The 655-nt window shown below is 62.1% G+C and carries 1 pseudogene; it reads right to left on the reverse strand.

From position 1 onward, the window contains the following. Positions 1 to 655 (reverse strand): annotated as a pseudogene (gene istA, locus AB6804_RS31930) (IS21 family transposase); the annotation flags it as partial.

Here is a 655-nt window from a genome sequence, read left to right on the forward strand (position 1 = left end):
TCGCGATGGCCGCGAAGCATCAAGGCCTGGTCGACCGCTTCCTTCAGATACCGATGCGAGGATTCCACGCTGCCGTTCTCGTGACCCAGGCCACGATTGTTGCGCGTGCCCTCCATGCCGTAATGGTCAAGTAGCGCTGCGTAACGCTTCGTGAAGTCCTCCTGCTCTGTCAGATTCTTGAAGGCAGCCGACAGGCTGTCAGAACGATGTTCGCGCGGGCAACCGCCGGCCTGCCATAGCGCGTTCTGCAATCCCGCTGCGAGGGCCTCGAAACTCTCGCCACCCTCAACAACGTTCGCGTACTCCCAGCGCGAGAACGCCAGCACGAAGTGATACAGCCGGTGACCGAATGGGGCGCCGCCGATCGTCACGCACAGCTTGCTCATATCGGTGAAGTCTGACAGTCCGCGCACGCCCGGTTGATGTTCCTGGGGGAAGAACACCTCCTGCGTAGGCCCTTCAAGGGCCGCCACTGGCGGATACGTCGCTCCAGCGTGCGCCGCATGCTATCGGGATAACGATCCGGGTGATCATCCTGCAGCTTGCGCAGGACCGTGATGCCCATCAGGTTGGCGCACTGCGCAGCAGCGGTACGACTTCGCTCTCCCATACGTCGACGAAGGGATCAGCTCGGGTCCGCCATGTTTGCCGTGGT

Source organism: Caballeronia sp. RCC_10, assembly GCF_041360715.1.
GTDB classification, from domain to species: Bacteria; Pseudomonadota; Gammaproteobacteria; order Burkholderiales; family Burkholderiaceae; genus Caballeronia; species Caballeronia grimmiae.